General features: G+C 74.0%; 13 protein-coding genes. 9 read left to right on the top strand and 4 right to left on the bottom strand.

Annotated elements, in window-relative coordinates:
• Positions 1-12: 12 nt before the first annotated feature.
• The 3 genes from AC07B0_RS01370 to AC07B0_RS01360 all read left to right on the top strand — a co-directional run bounded on the left by AC07B0_RS01370 (position 13) and on the right by AC07B0_RS01360 (position 1,458).
• Positions 13-387 carry a hypothetical protein gene (locus tag AC07B0_RS01370; protein WP_356871656.1) on the top strand — a complete coding sequence of 125 codons (375 nt, stop codon included), beginning with the start codon at positions 13-15 and terminating at the stop codon, positions 385-387.
• Between the two features lie 94 nt (positions 388-481).
• A complete protein-coding gene (locus AC07B0_RS01365; RefSeq protein ID WP_356871658.1) occupies positions 482-805 on the top strand; it encodes a plasmid stabilization protein in 324 nt (107 codons plus the stop codon).
• 128 nt (positions 806-933) lie between these two features.
• Complete coding sequence (locus AC07B0_RS01360; RefSeq protein ID WP_469378945.1) at positions 934-1,458, top strand: DUF5133 domain-containing protein; 525 nt, start codon at positions 934-936, stop codon at positions 1,456-1,458.
• Between the two features lie 68 nt (positions 1,459-1,526).
• Here AC07B0_RS01360 and AC07B0_RS01355 read toward each other — a convergent pair whose 3' ends face one another.
• Positions 1,527-3,044: an MFS transporter gene (locus AC07B0_RS01355; RefSeq protein WP_478896138.1), complete on the bottom strand. Its 1,518-nt coding sequence runs from the start codon at positions 3,042-3,044 to the stop codon at positions 1,527-1,529.
• A 310-nt stretch (positions 3,045-3,354) separates the two neighbouring features.
• Here AC07B0_RS01355 and AC07B0_RS01350 point away from each other — a divergent pair, with 310 nt between their 5' ends.
• The 4 genes from AC07B0_RS01350 (at position 3,355) to AC07B0_RS01335 (ending at position 6,596) form a co-directional block, all read left to right on the top strand.
• Entirely contained in the window at positions 3,355-4,089 is a 735-nt protein-coding gene (locus tag AC07B0_RS01350) for a TetR-like C-terminal domain-containing protein (RefSeq protein ID WP_478896136.1), read from the top strand.
• Between the two features lie 40 nt (positions 4,090-4,129).
• Positions 4,130-5,290, top strand: a complete 1,161-nt coding sequence (locus AC07B0_RS01345; protein ID WP_469378950.1) for an MAB_1171c family putative transporter — start codon at positions 4,130-4,132, stop codon at positions 5,288-5,290.
• Positions 5,291-5,577: 287 nt separating this feature from the next.
• Positions 5,578-6,036 carry a helix-turn-helix domain-containing protein gene (locus AC07B0_RS01340; RefSeq protein WP_356871668.1) on the top strand — a complete coding sequence of 153 codons (459 nt, stop codon included), beginning with the start codon at positions 5,578-5,580 and terminating at the stop codon, positions 6,034-6,036.
• On the top strand, positions 6,033-6,596 hold the full coding sequence (locus tag AC07B0_RS01335) for a toxin (protein ID WP_467292131.1): 564 nt from the start codon (positions 6,033-6,035) through the stop codon (positions 6,594-6,596). Before AC07B0_RS01340 ends, AC07B0_RS01335 begins: the two co-directional genes overlap by 4 nt.
• 10 nt (positions 6,597-6,606) lie before the next feature.
• On the opposite strand, the gene AC07B0_RS01330 is transcribed toward AC07B0_RS01335, so the two are convergent.
• From AC07B0_RS01330 to AC07B0_RS01320, 3 genes are all read right to left on the bottom strand, one after another.
• Entirely contained in the window at positions 6,607-10,062 is a 3,456-nt protein-coding gene (locus tag AC07B0_RS01330; RefSeq protein WP_478896691.1) for an aminotransferase class I/II-fold pyridoxal phosphate-dependent enzyme, read from the bottom strand.
• Positions 10,063-10,124: 62 nt separating this feature from the next.
• On the bottom strand, positions 10,125-11,078 hold the full coding sequence (locus AC07B0_RS01325) for an NAD-dependent epimerase/dehydratase family protein (RefSeq protein WP_478896133.1): 954 nt from the start codon (positions 11,076-11,078) through the stop codon (positions 10,125-10,127).
• A gap of 272 nt (positions 11,079-11,350) precedes the next feature.
• The gene (locus AC07B0_RS01320) at positions 11,351-11,533 is read right to left on the bottom strand and encodes a hypothetical protein (protein ID WP_356871676.1); all 183 of its coding nucleotides are present in this window, start codon (positions 11,531-11,533) and stop codon (positions 11,351-11,353) included.
• A gap of 241 nt (positions 11,534-11,774) precedes the next feature.
• Between AC07B0_RS01320 and AC07B0_RS01315 the strand changes: the two genes are divergently transcribed.
• Complete coding sequence (locus AC07B0_RS01315) at positions 11,775-12,608, top strand: class I SAM-dependent methyltransferase (RefSeq protein WP_469378957.1); 834 nt, start codon at positions 11,775-11,777, stop codon at positions 12,606-12,608.
• Between the two features lie 263 nt (positions 12,609-12,871).
• The gene (locus tag AC07B0_RS01310) at positions 12,872-15,037 is read left to right on the top strand and encodes an FUSC family protein (RefSeq protein WP_478896130.1); all 2,166 of its coding nucleotides are present in this window, start codon (positions 12,872-12,874) and stop codon (positions 15,035-15,037) included.
• The last annotated feature ends 246 nt before the right edge of the window (positions 15,038-15,283 follow it).

The following is a 15,283-nucleotide window of genomic DNA, read 5'->3' as shown; positions in this document are numbered from 1 at the left end:
TACCCTCCAGGGATGGAACGCGCTGAAGTGCTCAAGCGAGTGATCGGCATCCTGACCGAGGCCCAGGACATCCGCCGGGCGGCCGAAGCCGGCGAGCCCGACGACCTTCCCGGCGCGACGGCCGGGGTCGCCACCCAGCTCCTGAACGAGATGCTCCCCTCGATCAGCGTCCCGGCCGACGCGACCCCGCAGCAGGTGGCCACGATCGTGGCCGAGGCGCTCGGTCCGGCGCTGCACACGATGGTGTCCGGCTTCAGCCTGGCCTTCACCAGCCTCGCGATGGCGCACGACGAGGGCCGTACGGACGTCTCCTCCATCGAGGTGCTTCAGCAACTCGCCCTGGAGGTCCAGGCGGGAACCTACGACGAAGGCTCCGGAGGCTCCTGAGGCCCGCTCCCCCGGGCCCGTCCGCGCATGCGCCCGGACGGGCCCGGGTAGGCGCACCACGCATCCGAGACCGCACACGAGCCGAGGAGGCACCATGCCGCGCGGTTCCAGCCCCAAGCGTGAACGCCAGTACGAGCACATCAAGGAGAGCGCCGAGGAGCGCGGCGAGAGCCCGAAGCGCGCCAAGGAGATCGCCGCACGCACCGTCAACAAGGAACGGGCCCGCGCGGGCGAGTCCAAGACCGCCAGCCGGTCCTCGACGCAGGACATCTCCTCCGGCCGCCGCGGCGGACTGCGCTCCCACAGCGGCGCGCAGGGGCCGACGAAGGAACAGCTCTACAACGAGGCCAGACAGCGCAACATCAAGGGCCGCTCGTCCATGGACAAGGCCCAACTCAAGCGCGCCCTCGGCCACTGAGCCCGGCACTCCGGGCGCAGCGCGCCGGTCCCGCACCGCGTGCCGTGCCCGTGGGCGGCGGGTCCGCCTTGCATACTCACGGCGTCCGCACCTCTCCGCCGTCAGCTCGTGAGATGAAGGAACCCGCAATGACACCACCTGGCGACCAGGGCCATCCGCCGGGTTCCTCCCCGGCCCCGGGCGGCGCGCCGGGTCTCGCACCCGCCCCGCCCGGGGCGGCGGTGCGGGCCGTGGGCATGGTGATGGCAGCGACCCCGTGTTCGGCCCGGGACGCCCGGCAGGTGCTGCTCGTGGCCGCCGAACTCGCCCGGGCCACGGTGGCGGAGGTCGCCGCGGCCCTGGTCGCGGGCGCGGACGGGGAGCCGGTGCCCGCCTCGGCGGAGCGGGCACTGCGCCGCGCGATGGAGGCCGCGCGCACCGTACGGCCCGTGGGGGGCCGCGTACGGGTGGGGCCCGCGCCGAGCCGGGCCCGTGCGGAGGAGGTCCTGTCCCGTCTGGAGGGCTGCCGGGCCCGCCTGAGCGCCGCGCCCGGCGATCCGGGCGCGCTGCGGTCCATGGACGACGCGGTGTACACGCTGTGCGTCCTCATGGGCCGTCGCACCGCCTACGAGGCCGTGCACGCCGCCCGCCGGCACCTGGCCGGCCCCTGGTGAACGCTCCGGCGGCCGGCGGAGGTTGACCGGCACGCCGGGCGGCGGCCCGGGTACGGCCGTCGGCGCCGTCAGTGTCCGCTCCCCCCGGCCCGGAACCCGCGCGGCACCATCCACAGGACCAGTACGGTCACGGCGGCCACGATGCCGACGGACACGTACGAGGTCGTGGTGAGGGCGCTGTCGAAGGCGGCACGGGCCTCGGCGAGGAGCCGTTCGCCGGCCGGTCCCGGCAGCGTCTCGGCGACCTCCTTCGCCCCGCCGATCGACTCGCGCGCCAGGTGGGAGGCGGTGTCCGGCATGTGTGCGGCGTAGCGGGCGGCGTGGAGGGAGCCGAGGAGCGCCACGCCGAGGCCGACGCCGAGTTCGTACGAGGTCTCGGAGACGGCCCCGGCCTGGCCGGCCCGGTCGGCCGGGACCGCGGAGACCAGGACGGCGGCGGCGACGGTGACGGCGAGGCCGTCGCCGAGGCCGAGAGCGGCCAGGAAGACGGCGACGTACCCGTACGGGGTCGGTACGGGGGCCAGGGCCAGCAGGAGGAAGCCCGCCAGCAGACCCAGCAGGCCGGCGCCCATCACCGCCCGGACGCCGAGGCGCTGCATGAGGCGCGGGGCGAGCAGGGAGCCGACGAGCATGGCGACGGCCACGGGCAGGGTGCGCAGGCCGGCCTGGAAGGGCGAGTAGCCGTGCACGTACTGGAACCAGAGGGAGACGAGGAACAGGGCGGCGCCGGCCGCGAGCATCGCCATGAGGGTGACGAGCGCCGCCGCGGTGAACGGCCGGTTCCGGAAGAGCCGGACGTCGAGCAGCGGGTCGGGCAGCCTCAGCTGGCGGTGGGCGAACGCGGCGAGCACCAGCAGTCCGGCGGCGAGGACGGCCAGGTCGGTGACGGTGGGGCTGCCCTTGGCCACGTGTTTGACGCCCCAGGCGAGGGCGACGATGCCGACGACGGACAGCAGGGCGCTGGGCAGGTCGAGGGCGTGCGTGCCGGGTGCCTTGTACTCGGGCAGCAGCCGGATGCCGGCCAGGACCGTCGCCACGACGACGGGGACGTTGACCCAGAAGGCCGCGGACCAGCCGTACCGCTCGACGAGCAGCCCGCCGACCAGCGGGCCGATGGCGGCGCCCGCGCCCGCGACGGCGGCCCAGATGCCGATGGCGCGGGTCCGCTCGTGGGGGTCGGTGAAGATGTTCCGGATCAGCGACAGGGTCGAGGGCATGACCATCGCGCCGCCGACGCCGAGCAGGACGCGTCCGGCGATGAGCACGGCGGGGGTGGTGGCGGTCGCGGCGATCACCGAGGCCAGGCCGAACAGGACGAAGCCGATGAGGAACAGGCGTTTGCGCCCGTACCGGTCGCCGACCGCGCCGGTCGTCACGAGCAGGCCGCCGAGGACCAGGCCGTAGATGTCGATGATCCACAGTTGTTGCAGGGCGGTGGGGTGCATGTCGTCGATGAGGGACGGCAGTGCGACGTTGAGGATGGTGGCGTCCATCGCCACCACGAGGAGGCTGGAGCACAGCACGGCGAGCATCAGCCAGCGCCCGGATCCGGGGCGGCGTTCCGCGGCGGGGCCTGTGGGGTTCACGGCTCGGGCCACGGGATGTCCCATCCCTCGGACGGGCTCCGGGAGCGGGGCCCGCGCAGGTGCTCGCGCCCGCTTGGTACGGGCTTGTCCAGGTATAGAAGGCGGTCGGGCGGCACGCAAGCCGAACACCGCCGCCCGGGTCCGGAGCGGGGACGGCGGGGCCGGGAGTCCGGGCGCCGCGGACCGCAACTGCGGGTGGTTTTCGGCCTGTTCCGGAAACGATCGGGGTATGGCCGGGATCACAGCGGGTTCCGGGAACGCTCGGGCCAATGCACCCGGGGGCGCGGTAGCCGACAGGTACGGTTTGGCCATGGATGTTTCCGGAACAAGCGCTACCGCTGAGAACACCACGCCGTCGGCCGCCATCAAGGCCACCGCGCGCCAACTCCTCGTGAAACTGGGCGCCGGAGGACTGTCACTGGACGCCGTCGCCGGTGACAGCGGTCTCGCCCTCGCCGACGTGGAAGCCGTCTTCCCCCACCGGGACGACCTGCTGACCGCACTGGTCATCGACGCCTACGACGACTCCGCCGCCGCGATGGAGGCGGCCGACGAGGCCGCCCGCGCCGCCGGCGCCCCGGCGGGCGCGCGGCTGCTCGCGGTGACGCGGGCCCTGCGCGCCTGGTCCTTCGCCAACTCGGCCGAGTTCACGCTGATCTACGGCTCCCCCGTACCCGGCTACCACGCCCCGCAGGACACCGTCCCGCCCGCGTCGCGCACCCCCGCGGTGCTGGCCGGCATCGTACGTGCGGCGCTGGAGGCCGGGGAGCTCACCCCGCCGCGCCGCGCGGTGCCCGGGCCCCCGCTGCTCCTGCCGGAGGCCGTCGAACTGTTCGGCGGCGTCCCGGAGGCGCCGTTCTCCGACCTCGTCGAGCGCGGCATCGTGCTGTGGAGCGGGCTGGTCGGGCTGCTGGTGTTCCAGGTCTTCAGCCGTACCCACGACAGCGTCCGGAACGAGTCCGCGTACTTCGACTTCGCCATCGCCGTGACCGCCGAAGGAATCGGCCTGACCGTTCCCCTGGACGAGACCACCGACACCGAATAGACCGTCAGCCGCACGCGCGGCACGGGCGGGGAATCAGGCCGTGAACACCACCAGAACCCTCTGTTTCGTCATAGCGGCGCTCTCGTCGTACGCCGCCCTCCTCTACCGGCTCTGCCAGGTGCGGCGCAGCTGGCGCGACAGCGCCTACCGCACCCTGGTGATCACACTGCTGCTGCAGTGCCTCACCTTCACGATGGGCGCCGTCGCCATGGGGGGCGGCAGCTTCCTGGGCGTCGGCAACCTCGCCATCCTGCTGATGCACGTGTTCGCCGTCGCGTTCTGCGTCAGCGCGCAGATCATCCTGCTGCGCTGGGCGACCGAGACCGAGGAGGCGGCGCGCAAGGCCCGCTACTGGCTGATCACCGGCGTCGCCCTCAGCGTGCTCCTGATCGTGCTCTTCTTCGTCGCCGACGGCCCGGGCAGGTCGGCGGAGGACTTCAACTCGGGCAGCGGACAGCCGCTGGTGCTCACCTACCTCCTGGTCTTCATCGTCTCCCAGGCGGTTCCGTGCGTCACCATCTTCCGCCAGTGCGGGCCCTACGCCCGCATGACGGGGAAGGCCTCGCTGCGGCAGGCGCTGCGCATGCTCTCCGTCGCCGCGGTCATCCTCTTCCTCTACTGCGTGTGCCGGACGGTCAACATCCTCACGGGCGCGTCGGGGATCGACATCGGCGCGTGGCAGCTGGCGTCCAACGTGTTCAGCGCGCTGGGCATCTTCACGCTCTCGCTGAGCCTGACCATCTCCTCCTGGGAGGCCTCGACGGCCAAGCTCGTCGAGTGGGCCCGCAGCTACCGTTCGTACCGGGCGCTCTACCCGCTCTGGCGCGACCTGTACGAGTCCTCCCCGGACATCGTCCTGGAGCCCGCGGGTTCGGCCTCGGTCTCGGACCTGAACTACCGCCTCCACCGGCGCGTCATCGAGATCCGCGACGGGTGGCGGGACCTGCGGCCCTACATCGACCGCACCGCCGGGGACGGCGGCGAGGGCGTGGGGGCCGGGGCGAGCGAGGAGCACCGGCAGGCGTTCACGGAGGCGGCGCAGATCAAGCGCGCCCTACAGGCCAAGCGTTCGGGCACCGTCCCCGTCGACAACCAGGACGCCGGGGACTTCGACGCACGGGACACGGACAACTTCTCCGCGGAGGTCGCGTGGCTCACCCAGGTCGCGTCGGTGTACCGCAAGCTGGGCAAGGCGAGCTGAGAGTCCCGCCCGGGCCTGACGTCGTCGGGCCCGGGCGGGCCCTTCCCCCGTGGAAACCCCCCGTGACGTGACCCGCCCGGGCCGGCCCCCATCCCCCGAGGGCCGGCCCGAAGCGGACCGAACGTGCCGGCGACCAACTCGGCTACCCCCGTGAGCAAAGTTAGCTGGCAGCTATCGGCGAGGTCCACGGTGGCGGACTGCGGCCAGATTGTCAACTGACCGCTAATCTGCAAAACTGACAGATAGCTGAGAGCAATGCCGAGGAGGTGACGGAAGGGAGATGGGCAGTGTCCGAGACTGACGACCGGCCCGTGCTGGCAGTGCGTCTGGACAACCTCTTCAAGACGGTTCGTCCCAAGGGCAAGCACTGGACCAACGCCGAGGTGGCCGACGAGCTGAAGCGGGCCAACCCCGACCTCAAGGCCGGCGGCGTGTACCTGTCGCAGCTGCGGACGGGCAAGCGCTCCAACCCCTCGCCGGACCTGCTGGCCGCCCTCGCCCGGTTCTTCGGGGTGTCGGTCGCCTACTTCTTCGACGACGAGGTCGCCGAGTCGGTGCTGAGCGAGGTCGCCGCCATCGAGGCGCTGCGGCAGGCGGGCGTCCGCTCCGTGGCCATGCGGGCGGCGGGGATGAAGAAGGAGAACCTCCAGGCCATCACGGCCATCATGGACCAGTACCGGCAGATGCAGGGCCTTCCGCCCGTCACCGATCCGTCCGAACCCTCGGGCCCCGCGGAAGCGGAGTGAGGGTGCCGGGGAAGGGCCGGCCGGCCGACCAGGACCGCCGCAGCCGGCTCAAGAAGCTCCGCAAGGACGGCGCACGGCGGATAGCCGAGCTCGGCCTGCCGGACGGCGCCGACGTGGCCGAGCTCTGCCGCTACCTCGGAGAGGTCCGCGACCGCCCCATCACGCTGATCCCGATGCAGATGCCCGCGTCGCAGCCGTGCGGGATGTGGGTCGCCGCACGCGACGAAGACCTCATCTTCTACGACGCCAACACGACCAGCGCGCATCAGGAGCACATCATCTTGCACGAGCTGGGCCACATCATCTGCTGCCACCGCGGAGCCGGCTGGCTGGACGAGGCGAGCTCCCGCCTCCTCTTCCCCAACCTCGACCCCGATCTGGTCCGCGACATGCTCCTGCGCGCGACGTACGACGACGTCCAGGAACAGGAGGCCGAGGTCATCGCCTACCTGCTGTCCCAGCGCATGGGCAGCACCGGAGAAGGGCAGGGCCCGGCAGCCGACGGCGGCGGGTCCGGGAAGACCGAGATGCTCAGCCGGATCGAGCGCACCCTGTTCTGAGGCGGCCCGCTCATCCCCCGGCGGCCGCCACCTCCTCGGCCAGCATCGCGACGGCCCGCCGGATGTCGTCCTCACGGTGGTCGCTGGTGACGAAGAACCGCAGGCGTGCGAGGTCCTCCTCCACCGCCGGGTGGAAGATCGGGTCGGCGATGACGCCCCGCTCGTACAGCCGGTCCGAGACGCGCAGGGTGCGCGCCGAGTCGCCGAGGACGACGGGCACGATCGGGGTGTGGGCACTGGAGCCCGTGTCCAGACCGGCCGAGGCGGCCAGGCCGAGGAAGAGCTCCGCGTTCCGCCGCAGCGTACGCACCCGCTCCGGTTCGGCGGTGATCAGCTCGGTCGCCGCCAGTGCGGCCGCCGCGTTGGCCGGGGTCAGACCGACGCTGTAGACGAAGCCGGGCAGGGTGTGGCGTAGCCAGCGCACCATCCGGGCCGAGCCGCCGAGGTATCCGCCGCAGCTCGCGAAGGCCTTCGACAGGGTGCCCATCCAGAGGTCCACGCCGGTCCGGGCCACGCCGAAGAACTCGCCCACGCCACGGCCGTGGTCGCCGACGGTGCCGATGCTGTGGGCCTCGTCGACCATCAGCAGAGCGCCGTATCGTTTCTTCAACTCGATCACGGCGGGCAGGTCGACGAGGTCGCCGTCCATGCTGTAGGCGCCCTCGACGGCGATCAGCACCCGCCTGAACCGGGAACGGTTGACCCGCAGCATGTGTTCCAGCTGCGCCGTGTCGTTGTGGGCGAACGGGCGCCTCGCCGCACCCGACAGCGCGCAGCCCTGGAGGATGCTGTCGTGGGCGAGCGCATCGTGGATGACCAGGTCCCCCGCGCCCACCAGGTGCCCGACGGCGGTGACGTTGGTGGCGTGACCGCTCACCAGCGCCAGGCAGTCCTCGACGCCGAGGAACGCGGCGAGCGCCCCCTCCAGCCGTACGGTCAGCTCCCGTTCGCCGGAGAGCGGCCGGCTCGCGGAGACCGAGGTCCCGTAGCGGTCCACGGCCCGGTGCGCGGCCCCGCTGACCGCGGGGTGGCCGGAGAGGCCCAGGTAGTTGTAGCTGCCGAAGGACAGGTACGGCCGGCCGCCGATCACCGTGGTGTCGCGGATGGTGCCCTCGTGGACGCGGAAGTACGGGAAGTCCGCGCCGCTGCCGGTGATCGCGCTCAGGCGCTCCTCGAAGCGGCGCACCTCCGGGAAGTCGTCCACGCGCGCGGTCGCCGGACCCCAGTCGTCCCGCGGCCCGTCGGGCACGGCCGCGCCGGGATCGGGGAACCGCGTCAGGTGGGGGGCGATCAGGGCGGTCAGCCCGTCGATGGTGAGTCCCGGCGAGAACACCTCCTCGCCGGCGAAGCCCGGCGCCCACTTGCCGAGGACGACCTCCAGCTCCTGGAGCATGAGGGAGTCGAAGCCGAGATCGGTCGTCAGCGCCATCCGCCCGTGCAGGTCGGAGAGCGGGAAGACACCTGTCCGCGAGACCGCTTCGAACACCGCGGAGGCGGCCGATGCCGTCGATCGTGCGGATGGCGCCGGTGCCGGCGGCGCCGGTGCCGGTGCCGGTTCGTCGTGGGCTTCCGGCGCGCCGGGCACTGCCGTTGCTCCCGGCGCGGCCACGAACGCCCGCGTCCCTCCGGACGGGTGCTCCGCCTCGCGGGCCGACTCGTCGACCACCCAGTGGCGGCGCGGGGCGAGCGGGCTCGGCGGCAGGGTGCACGGGGGCGTCCGCTCCGTCACGGGACGGATTCCGCCGCCGGTGACCGCGCGTACCGCGAGCCGGGCCAGCTCGGTCCGCCGCGCGGCGGCCGGCTGCGAACCCGGTGCCGGTACGGCCGCCTCCGCGGGCCGGCCGGGCGGTACGGTCCCGACCGCGCTGCCCGGACCGAGTTCGCCGGTGCGGCCCGCTTCGACGGCCCCGGCCGCCTCGGTGAGCCGGGTGACGGCGTCCTCGGCGTCGTCCGCCACCAGGGCCAGGCGTTCCGCGAACGGCGCCCGGCGGGCCAGTGTGCCGGCCACCGCGGCCAGCGGCGGCCGGTCGCGGTCGATGGTCTGCGCCAGGTCGCGTGCGTAGCGGGCCAGCCCGGCCCGGTCGCGGGCGCTGAGCACCAGCAGCTGCGGCTCCCCGTCCGCCGCGGGGTGGGCGGGACCCGCGGCGCACTCCTCCACCACCACGTGGACGCCGGTACCGCCGAAGCCGAAGGCGCTCACACCTGCCCGGCGGGGCTGACCGGATTCCGGCCACGGGGTCACCGCCGTCGGGATCGTCAGCCGGGCGGCTTCGAGCGCGGAGGTGTCGGCCCTCTCGAACTCCGGCTGCGGAGGTATCGCGCCCCGGTGGACCGCCAGTACCGTCTTGATGAGGCCGGCCATCCCCGCGGCGTTGAGGGAGTGCCCGACGACCGCCTTCACCGCGCCGAGGAAGGCGGGGGCGCCGTGTTCCCCGCGCAGTTCGCGCAGGACGCCGATCTCGACCGGATCGCCGACCCGGGTTCCCGTGCCGTGCGCCTCCAGGTAGTCCACCGAGCCCGGGGCCAGGTCCGCGTCGCGGTAGGCGCGGCGCAGTGCGCGCAGCTGGCCGGCGGCCTGGGGGTGCATGCCGCCCTGCACGGTGCCGTCGTTGGCCGATCCCACGCCGCGGATGACGGCGTAGACCCGGTCGCCGGCCGCCAGCGCGTCGGACAGGGGGCGCAGTACGAGGATCCCGGCGCCCTCTCCCAGGACGAAGCCGTCGGCCTCCGCACCGAAGGGCAGGCACCTGCCGGTGCGCGAGATGGCCCCGATCCGGCTCAGTCCGATCAGCAGGTCGGGGGCGAGGACGAGTTGGGCGCCGCCCGCCAGCGCGATGCGGGTGCGGCCGGCGCGCAGGGCGTGCACGGCGTTGGCCACCGCCATGAGTCCGCCGGAGCAGGCGGCGTCCAGGGCGTAGCTCTCGCCGTGCAGGTCGAAGACCGAACTGATCGTGTTGGGGCCCATGTTGAGCAGGAGTCCGGCCACGGACGTGCCGTGCAGTCCGTCGACCGCGCGGACCGCGTCCGCCCACCGGGCGTCGTCCACCCGCGCGCCGAACTCGCCTCCGGCGAGCTGGCGCATCCGGATCTGCATGGTGCTGAGTTCGCGGTATCCGCTCTCGGTGAGCGAGGTGATGACCGAGGTCTCCTCCCGGTCGAAGCCGTCGGCCTCCCAGCCGGCGTCCTGGACCGCCTCGCGCGCGAGGTCGATCAGCAGCCGGTGCTGGGGGTCCATCGACTTGGCCCGCCGGGGCGGGATGCCGTAGTGCGCCGCGTCGAAGTGGCCCACGTCCGGCAGCAGCGCCATGGTGTCCGCGTAGGTCGCGGAGGAGTCGCGGAAGTCGTCGCTGAGGAAGGCGGCGCTGCGCCACCGCGCGTCCGGGACGGTGGAGAACTGTGCCTGCGGGGCCGTCAGGAGCCGCCAGTACTGGTTCAGGTCGCGGGCCCCGGGGAACCGGCAGGCCATCCCCACGATCGCGACGTCGTCGCGGCGCGTTCCCGCCGGGGCCACTGGAGAGTCCGGTGCGGTCACAGCCGCCGTCCCGCGGTGTTCAACCGCTCCCGCCACCAGTCCACGGTGGCCTTGACCTGCTGGTCGAGCGGGGTGGCGCGGACGGTGAACCCGGCTTCGTAGGCGCTCGCGTCGACGACGAAGGGCCGGGTGAACTGGTAGCGGATCTCCTTCAGTTCGCGCAGCAGCGGGGAGAAGAGGGAGCCGAGGGCGAGTACGGGAGCGGGGACCGTGCGCACCGCGACCGGTGCGGTGCCCGCTTCGGCGGCGAGGCGGTCGGTCATCTGCCGTACGGACCGGGCGGGTTCGGTGGGGACGTGCCAGGCCCGGCCCCAGGCGCGCTCCTGGCCGGCCACTTCGGCCAGGGCCCGGGCCACGTCGGGGAGGTAGGTCCAGCTGTGCGGGGCGTCGGGGTCCCCGAGCGTGGAGACGGGCTTGCCGCGCAGCAGGGGCGGCAGGACGCGTGCGGCGAGGTGGCCGCCGTCGGTGACGCCGGGGCCGAAGAAGTCCGAGGCCCGTACCTCGACGGCGCGGATGCGGCCCTGTGCGTGGAGCTTCCGCGCTTCCTCCCAGGCGGCCGCGCGCACCGCTCCCTTGGGACCGCTCGCCGCGAGCGGCAGCGCCTCCGTCATCGGGACGTCCACCGGGCCGTAGCCGTAGAGGTTGCCCAGCATCACCAGGACCGCCCCGGTCGCCTCCGCCGCCGCACAGGCCGACGACGCGAGCGCCGGCAGCTCCGCCACCCAGCGGTGGTAGGGCGGAGCCGCACAGTTGAAGAGGGCCGCCGCGCCCCGCACGGCCTCGGTCAGCCGAGCGCTGTCCGTCGCGTCGAAGACGACGTGCTCAATGCCGGGCTCCGGATCGCGGCCGCCCGACTTCGTCACGACCCGTACCGAATGCCCCTGCTCCGCGAGCAGTCGGGCAGTGGCCGCTCCGGCGGCCCCGAATCCTATGACCACGTAAAAACTCACGTGGGCACCCTACGGCGTGCCCCTCGACGGTGTATGGAGAGCGCCACTCGATCCGGCCACCGCCCACACCGCTCCGGCACCCCGTCCCCCGTCGGCGATGACCCGGGGGATGAAGATCTTGTGACGATCATGCGCACGCGGCGGAGCGAGGGGGCCGGGCCGGGCCGCCCCTGCGGTAGAGGGCCACCCGGCACCGGGCTCCGCACGACCCCACCGGGGCTGCGCGCGGCACCGGGGACGAACGGCGCGATCTCGCTCTCCCCGGGGCCGGGTCAGTCGCCGCCACCGCCACCGCAGGAGGAGCCGCTGCCGCAGGACGAGCCGCCGCCGCAGCCGTACCCGCCGCCACCGTCCGAGGAGCCGTCGCGCCTCGCCTTGCCGCCCGTCTTGGACTCCCCCACCGCGACGACGACGATCACGATGCCCACGACCACCAGAACCACTACGAGCCCCACGACCGCCACCCCCGTTCTTTGGTGCCTCAGGTCTTTCCTGCGCCAAGGAAATGCCCTGCACGGCCCGCGCGCCAGCGCACTTGAGCAACTCCAGAGCTTGGCCGTCGGCACGAGGAGCGATCCACCATGACCCGGCACACGCCGCGCCGTCGGGGCGGTCTGTCGCGGCGGGCCTTCCTCGGGCCACACTGGGCACCCCGGGGACCGGACCGTCCCCCGAGTCCGCGGAGGTGGTGGGGCGTTGACAGGTGAGTCCCGGCAGCAGTCCGGTCCGGCCGTACGGCCCCCCGTGTGGGAGACGTACGGGCCGGCCGACCTCAGTGCCGTGCCCGTGTTCGCCGGAGGGTTCATCAACTTCGGCTACTGGGAGTCCGTCGACCTCGAAAGCCCCCTGTCGGAGGGGGACCGGATCCGCAGCGAACAGGACCTGTACCGGCACGTCCTGGACGCCGCCGCCCCCGCGAACGGCCGGGCCGTGGAGATCGGCTGCGGACTCGGCCTCGGCTGCGCGCTCGCCCTGGAGGAGTACCGGCCGGCGGGCATCACCGGGGTGGACATCCACCCCCAGCAGCTCCAGCGGGCCCGGGACGCCAACGCCCGGCTGCTGGCGTCCGAGCCGGACCGGCTGCGCTTCGCCCTCGGGGCCGCCGAGGACCTGCCGTTCGGCGACGGGGAGTTCGACTGCCTGTACAGCGTCGAGGCCGCCCAGCACTTCCCGGACCTGTCCGCTTTCGCCCGCGAAACGGCGCGCGTCCTGCGCCCCGGCGGACGGGTGGCGGTCGCCAGCTTCTTCAGCGTCGACGGCACCCCCGCCCAGGCCGACCGGCTCGCCGGCCTCCTGGACTCGTTCGCCAGCGGACTGGACATCGCCCGGCCCGTCTCGCAGCTGGCCGACGCCCTGACCGGCTCCGGCCTCGTCGACGTCCGGACCCGCTCGATCGGCCCGCACGTCTGGCCCGGCTGGGACCGCTGGCTGTCCCGGCTCTGGAAGCCCGGCACCTGGCCGCGGAACTTCCTGGCCGCCTGGGAGGAACGCGTCCTGGACTACTACCTGGTCACCGCCACCCGCCCGTAACCCCCTCCGGGGCGGCCGGCGCACCGGCCGCGGGCAGACAGAAGGCCCCGGCCTCCCTGAGGAGGCCGGGGCCTTCGTGATCGAGCGCTGGGCAGGCCTTGCACCTGCATTTCCCCACGGGAAGTGGGACGTCTTTCCTTGGACCACCAACGCCGGTCCCACCACCGACGATCGCGGCCGCGAGAACAAGATCACTATAGCGCACGGAGCGGGCTCCGGCACACCCGCGTGCCGGTCCGCCGGTGCGGGGCGATGCTGGTGGCATGGCTGGTGGCCTTCGCGGGGCACGGTTGCCCCCCGACTACGCGGCGGCGGCCCGGCGGTCGGTACGGGTGACCCTCGCCGGGAGCGCCGGGTTCTACCTGCTCCTCTACGGGTTCGGCTCGGCCACCGGCGCGACCTACGCGCTGTTCGCCGCCGTGGCGCTGGCCGGTCTGTCCCACATCCCCGGAACCGGGCGGCAGCGCGCCGCGGTGCTGATGCGGACCCTGCCCGCCTGCTGGGTGCTGATCACGATCGGCACCTACCTGTCCGTACGGACCTGGAGCGCGGCCCTCGGGATGCTGGTGGTCGGCTTCGCGCTGGCCTTCACCGCCGTGGGCGGCCCCCGGCCGGCGGGTGCCGCGCCGGGACTGCAACTGATGTACATCCTGCCGTCGTTCCCGCCCTACGATCCCGGCTCGCTCGGCGAACGGCTGGTGGGCGCGACGGTGGGCATCGCCCTGCTCGTCCTGGCCGAGGCGTTCCTGCTGCCCGATCCCCCGACCGTGCCCTACCGGGAACTGGCCGCACGGGCCGCCGACGCCGTACGGCGGTGCGCCGACGAACTGGCCGGGCCGCCGTACGCGGTCTCCGGCGCGGCGGCGCGGACGGCGGAGGAGGCCGGGACGCGGCTGCGGCCGTCCCAGGTGCCGGAGGCCGAGCGGCCCGCCGGGCCGGGCGTACGGGACCGGGCCCTGGCCCAGACCGGCCTGGCCACCCGTACCCTCCTGAGCCGTCTGACGCTGCTCCCCCCTGCCCCCGGCGGCCCGCATCCGGGCAGCGCCGGGCTGGACGTGCTGCGGGCCGTACGGGACGCGGCCGCGGAAACGGCCGGCCGCCTCCGCGGCCGGGAGCCCGCCGGGGACGCGCACGCCGACCTGCTGCGGGCCCGTACGGCACTGGCCGCGGGCGCGGCCGAGGACGCCTCCCCGGCGCTGCTGCGCCGGCACGCGGCGGTGATCGAGGTCGCGGACGCCGCCCTGGCGATGTCGACGGGCGCCGGGATCGCGGTGGACGGGCGGGCGGGCGCCTCGCGGGCCGCGCCGGGCCGGTTCTGGTACGCGCGGATGCGGGCGCCGCAGCTGTGGTGGTTCCGGCTGGCGGGGCACGCCGGCCGGCGGTCGGTGCTCTTCCAGAACGCGGTACGGCTCAGCCTGGCCCTGGCCGCGGCGCGGGTGATCGCCGGGATCGACACGCTGCCGCACGGATTCTGGGTGCTGCTGGCGACCCTGACCCTGACCCGGACGACGGTGGCCGAGACCCGGTCGACCGTACGGACGGCGCTCATCGGGACCCTGGCGGGCGCCCTCGTCGCGGCCGGGCTGCTGGCGCTGGTGGGGACGGACATCGCCGTGTACGCGGGGGCGCTGCCGCCGCTGATGCTGGTCGCGTTCACCCTGGGCCCCGTCAAGGGCGTGGGCTGGGCGCAGGCGATGTTCACACTGGTGGTCGCCCTGGTGTTCGCCCAGCTGGCGCCCGCGACCTGGCAGCTCGCCGAGTTCCGGCTGCTGGACGTACTGACCGGCAGCGCCATCGGCGCCGTGTTCGGACTGCTCGCCTGGCCCCGGGGCGCGCAGGACGAGCTGCGGCGGTCGGTGGCGGTGCTGCTGCGGGGCGCGGCGGAGATCGTGGTGGCCACCACCGCGCAGATCGCCGCGGGCGGGGTGCGGGAGCCGGTGCTCACCGCGCCGGGGCACCGGTCGCTGCGCCACGCGCTGGCCCTGGCGGAGTCGGCGTACGCGCAGTACCTGAGCGAGCCGAAGGGGCTGGGGGCGGCGGCCGGCGGCCGGGACTGGCAGGCGACCCTGATGGCCGGCCACCACACCTTGTGGGGCGCCGACCGGCTGCTCGTACCGCCCGTACGGGTCGTCGCCCCGCCGCTGGACCGGGAGCCGGCGACGGCGGTCACCGGGCTCGGCGACCGGGTGGCGGGGCGGATGCTGCTGGTCTCGGCGCGCCTGGACCCGGGCGGCGACACCCCGTACGCGCCGATCCCGCTGCGCGACCCGGCCTTCGAGGGCTTCGCGGCGGAACCGCCCGGCGCACCCCGTCTGTACTACGCGGCCGCCTCGTGGCTGGACTCGCTGATGACGGACCTGGAACGCATCGCCGCCACTCCCGCGCCCGCCCCCACACACCCGGACGGCCGGTCGGGGAAGGGGAAGTGAGGCCCGCGGCCGGACGGGCCGGCGGGACTGCTTTGACGTGCCGTCACAACCCGCACACATGGGGGACGGTGAGGGGGCGAGGGTGCGGGTGCGGCCCGCCCGGGGAACGGGCTGCCGCGACGGGACGCTGCCCGTCCTCGGGGTGGGCCAGGGCAACGGCCCCGTTCGGCAGCCCGCCCCTCATCCTCGCCCACGCCCCGCCCGCGACGGCCACCTCGGGCCGTCCCGCTGCCCGCGTTTCATCCG

Source organism: Streptomyces sp. NPDC044704, assembly GCF_056433525.1.
This window is presented reverse-complemented; position numbering and strand designations above follow the sequence as displayed.

What these genes read in the sequence shown, in the direction of transcription:
- AC07B0_RS01370 (WP_356871656.1), top strand. Translation starts at nt 13, where the DNA reads ATGGAACGCGCTGAAGTGCTCAAGCGAGTGATCGGCATCCTGACCGAG.
- AC07B0_RS01365 (WP_356871658.1), top strand. Translation starts at nt 482, where the DNA reads ATGCCGCGCGGTTCCAGCCCCAAGCGTGAACGCCAGTACGAGCACATC.
- AC07B0_RS01360 (WP_469378945.1), top strand. Translation starts at nt 934, where the DNA reads ATGACACCACCTGGCGACCAGGGCCATCCGCCGGGTTCCTCCCCGGCC.
- AC07B0_RS01350 (WP_478896136.1), top strand. Translation starts at nt 3,355, where the DNA reads ATGGATGTTTCCGGAACAAGCGCTACCGCTGAGAACACCACGCCGTCG.
- AC07B0_RS01330 (WP_478896691.1), bottom strand. Translation starts at nt 10,062, where the DNA reads ATGGCCTGCCGGTTCCCCGGGGCCCGCGACCTGAACCAGTACTGGCGG.
- AC07B0_RS01310 (WP_478896130.1), top strand. Translation starts at nt 12,872, where the DNA reads ATGGCTGGTGGCCTTCGCGGGGCACGGTTGCCCCCCGACTACGCGGCG.